Origin of the sequence: Undibacterium sp. KW1 (assembly GCF_009937955.1) — a bacterium.
In the GTDB taxonomy this organism is placed as follows: Bacteria; Pseudomonadota; Gammaproteobacteria; order Burkholderiales; family Burkholderiaceae_D; genus Undibacterium.
In genome coordinates, this window is record NZ_AP018439.1 from 4483081 (window position 1) to 4484879 (window position 1799).

Here is a 1799-nt window from a genome sequence, read left to right on the forward strand (position 1 = left end):
TTAGTGGTTAAATTGCCCATGCTTCATTTGGTATAACTTTGCATAGCGCGTCGCAACTCGCTCAACATATATCTCCTCATGAATCAGCGGCCCAGTTGTCAATTCCATTGCTTTCCAGTTACCAAGCTGCGCCTGACGTCCTAATCGAATATGCATTTCTTCGTGCCATATCGACTTGAAAAGTTCGCTGTCCCTTATAAGTGCACTTTTTCCGATCCTCAAAACTTCACTTCCAACAGGCACTTGAGGTGCCACTAAAGCACTACCGTATGACGTCAATTTAGGATCATATAACGGATCGACAGAAGGTTTTATCCCCTTCATTTGAGAAACAAAATCATCTACAAAGCCACGTGGATCAGCATACCTCTCTGTGTATGCAAAATAATCATCAGGGTGCGCAAAATCGGGCCTACTTACTTCCACCTCACGAAATCGCGGTCCTATTCTACTAGCCGCGTTTCTACTAGCCGCATTTATCAACTGTCCGGCCCCAGCCACACCGCCTAAGAATGGCATGCCGTCATCTACGGCTTGAGCAAAGCGAGAGGAACCTGTTAAATCTTTTACACCATCATATGTCAGTGTATTTTGTCGTTCACCATTGATCATCCTGTTGATACCCGTACCAACATTATCCCCACCATGCCAAGCCAAAGGAACACCAACAATTGCGCCAACAGTCGTTGCACTCAATGGTATGGCACCGGCTATCTCCAGGCCACCTCCAATGGCTTGTCCAGCACCTTTAATTCGCTCAGAACCTTGGACATAGTATTTGGTATTCTGCCACGTCATTGAGGCAGCACCTCCAAAATCAATTTTGTCAGCGGAATATGCTCCCCATATGTTTCGTATGGTCGCAAAATAACCAGGATCTTTCTCAAGCGTACTCCCGTCAGGCAAAAATCTTCTTTCCACACTAGCATAGGGATCAGGTATTGCCCATGTCATCGCACCCGTTTTTTGGTCTATATAAGCTGGTTGACCATGTTTCGCTATAATTTCTTCCAATGACCCCAGACTCTGAATAACACTATCGTTCGGGATGATGCGAGGAGTGATGTATGTAGCTTTACCGCCAGTTCTCATTCCACCTGTATACATCTGTGATGAGGCATCTCTCAAAAGGGGTGAAGTAGACGGAATGATTTTATACTGCTCTTTATCCATCATACGCTTGGCGCGTGCAATCTCGTCATCATAAAAAGAAATCGGCTCTTCCGTCACATTTTGTGCAGCTGGATTCAAAATATCATCTATATATGGAACGTTAACCTTTTCAAGTTCTCCAGGCTTAAAGAATGTTGCAAGAGGCCGTTCACGTATCGCAAAGCCACTGGTGTTCTGCGCTCCGAGACTCTCGCCCAGGGCATTGCCAAACGCATCCCTGGCAATCTGCGCCATCTCAACTCGACCACCACGCATCGCAGCAACTGTCACACCCGCAGCAAAACCACTGACCGTGCCACGTGCGATACCATTCCCGACAGCACCCAAGTCAGTAAATACTTTATTTGTGTCCAGCCAGTCACCGACTTCCTTACCAACCCCGGCACCCGCAGCGGAAGCTGCTACATTACGCCAGTTAAAGCTGTCTTGCAAATGAGTGACTACACCTATTCCTTGGGTAATTACACTACCAAGTGCAGCTTTTGCCATAACGTTCATCGTTCCAGGAGTAAAACCTGGCAATGTCGCTGGCAATCCATTACTAACACCAGCACTGAGTGCCGACAGTGCTACTGATTTCCAGTTGAAGCCGTCTTGCATATTCATTGCGATTGCTGCACCTTGGC

At 46.9% G+C, this 1799-nt stretch carries 1 protein-coding gene; it reads right to left on the reverse strand.

What is annotated here, in order from left to right:
- Complete coding sequence (locus tag UNDKW_RS20180; protein ID WP_162060168.1) at positions 1–1779, reverse strand: hypothetical protein; 1779 nt, start codon at positions 1777–1779, stop codon at positions 1–3.
- Positions 1780–1799: the final 20 nt, after the last annotated feature.

Bases quoted from the DNA above. Each gene is read 5' to 3' on its own strand.
- UNDKW_RS20180 (WP_162060168.1), bottom strand. From the start codon at position 1,779: ATGAATATGCAAGACGGCTTCAACTGGAAATCAGTAGCACTGTCGGCA.